The organism is Streptomyces sp. PT12 (genome assembly GCF_003311645.1).
Taxonomy (GTDB): Bacteria; Actinomycetota; Actinomycetes; order Streptomycetales; family Streptomycetaceae; genus Streptomyces.
On record NZ_QEST01000117.1, the window covers coordinates 1 to 447 of the forward strand.

1 pseudogene is annotated in these 447 nt (G+C 68.2%); it reads left to right on the top strand.

The annotated features are described in order from the left end of the window. Positions 1–447: pseudogene (locus DEH69_RS13440) on the top strand (transcriptional regulator); the annotation flags it as partial.

Here is a 447-nt window from a genome sequence, read left to right on the forward strand (position 1 = left end):
CACGTCAACGGGGATGATGTCGCTGTACTACGCGCCGCGCGTACCCACTACGAGGAGATGTATCGCAAGGCCGGTGGGGTCGCCGCCCGAGGGCGTATCCTCGCCTTTCTCAACGGTGAGGCGGCGCTCCTGCCGCGCGGCTCGTACTCGGACTCCACGGGCCGGGAGCCGCACCGAGCCGTCGGCAGCCTCGTCGCGGTCGCTGGGATCTGCTCCTACGACTCCGACCGACAAGGGCTGGCTCAGCGCTACTTCCACCAGGCTCTACGCCTGGCGAAGGCGTCCGGCGACCGGGCCTTCGGCGGCTACATCATGGCTCTCCTGGTCAACCAGTCCGTTTACATGAAGGAGTACCGTCAGGCCGTGGCGTTTGCCGAGGCCGGGCTACGCGCGGCGGGAGCACACATCTCGCCCGCACTCGCGACCGACTTGCACGCCATGCAGGCC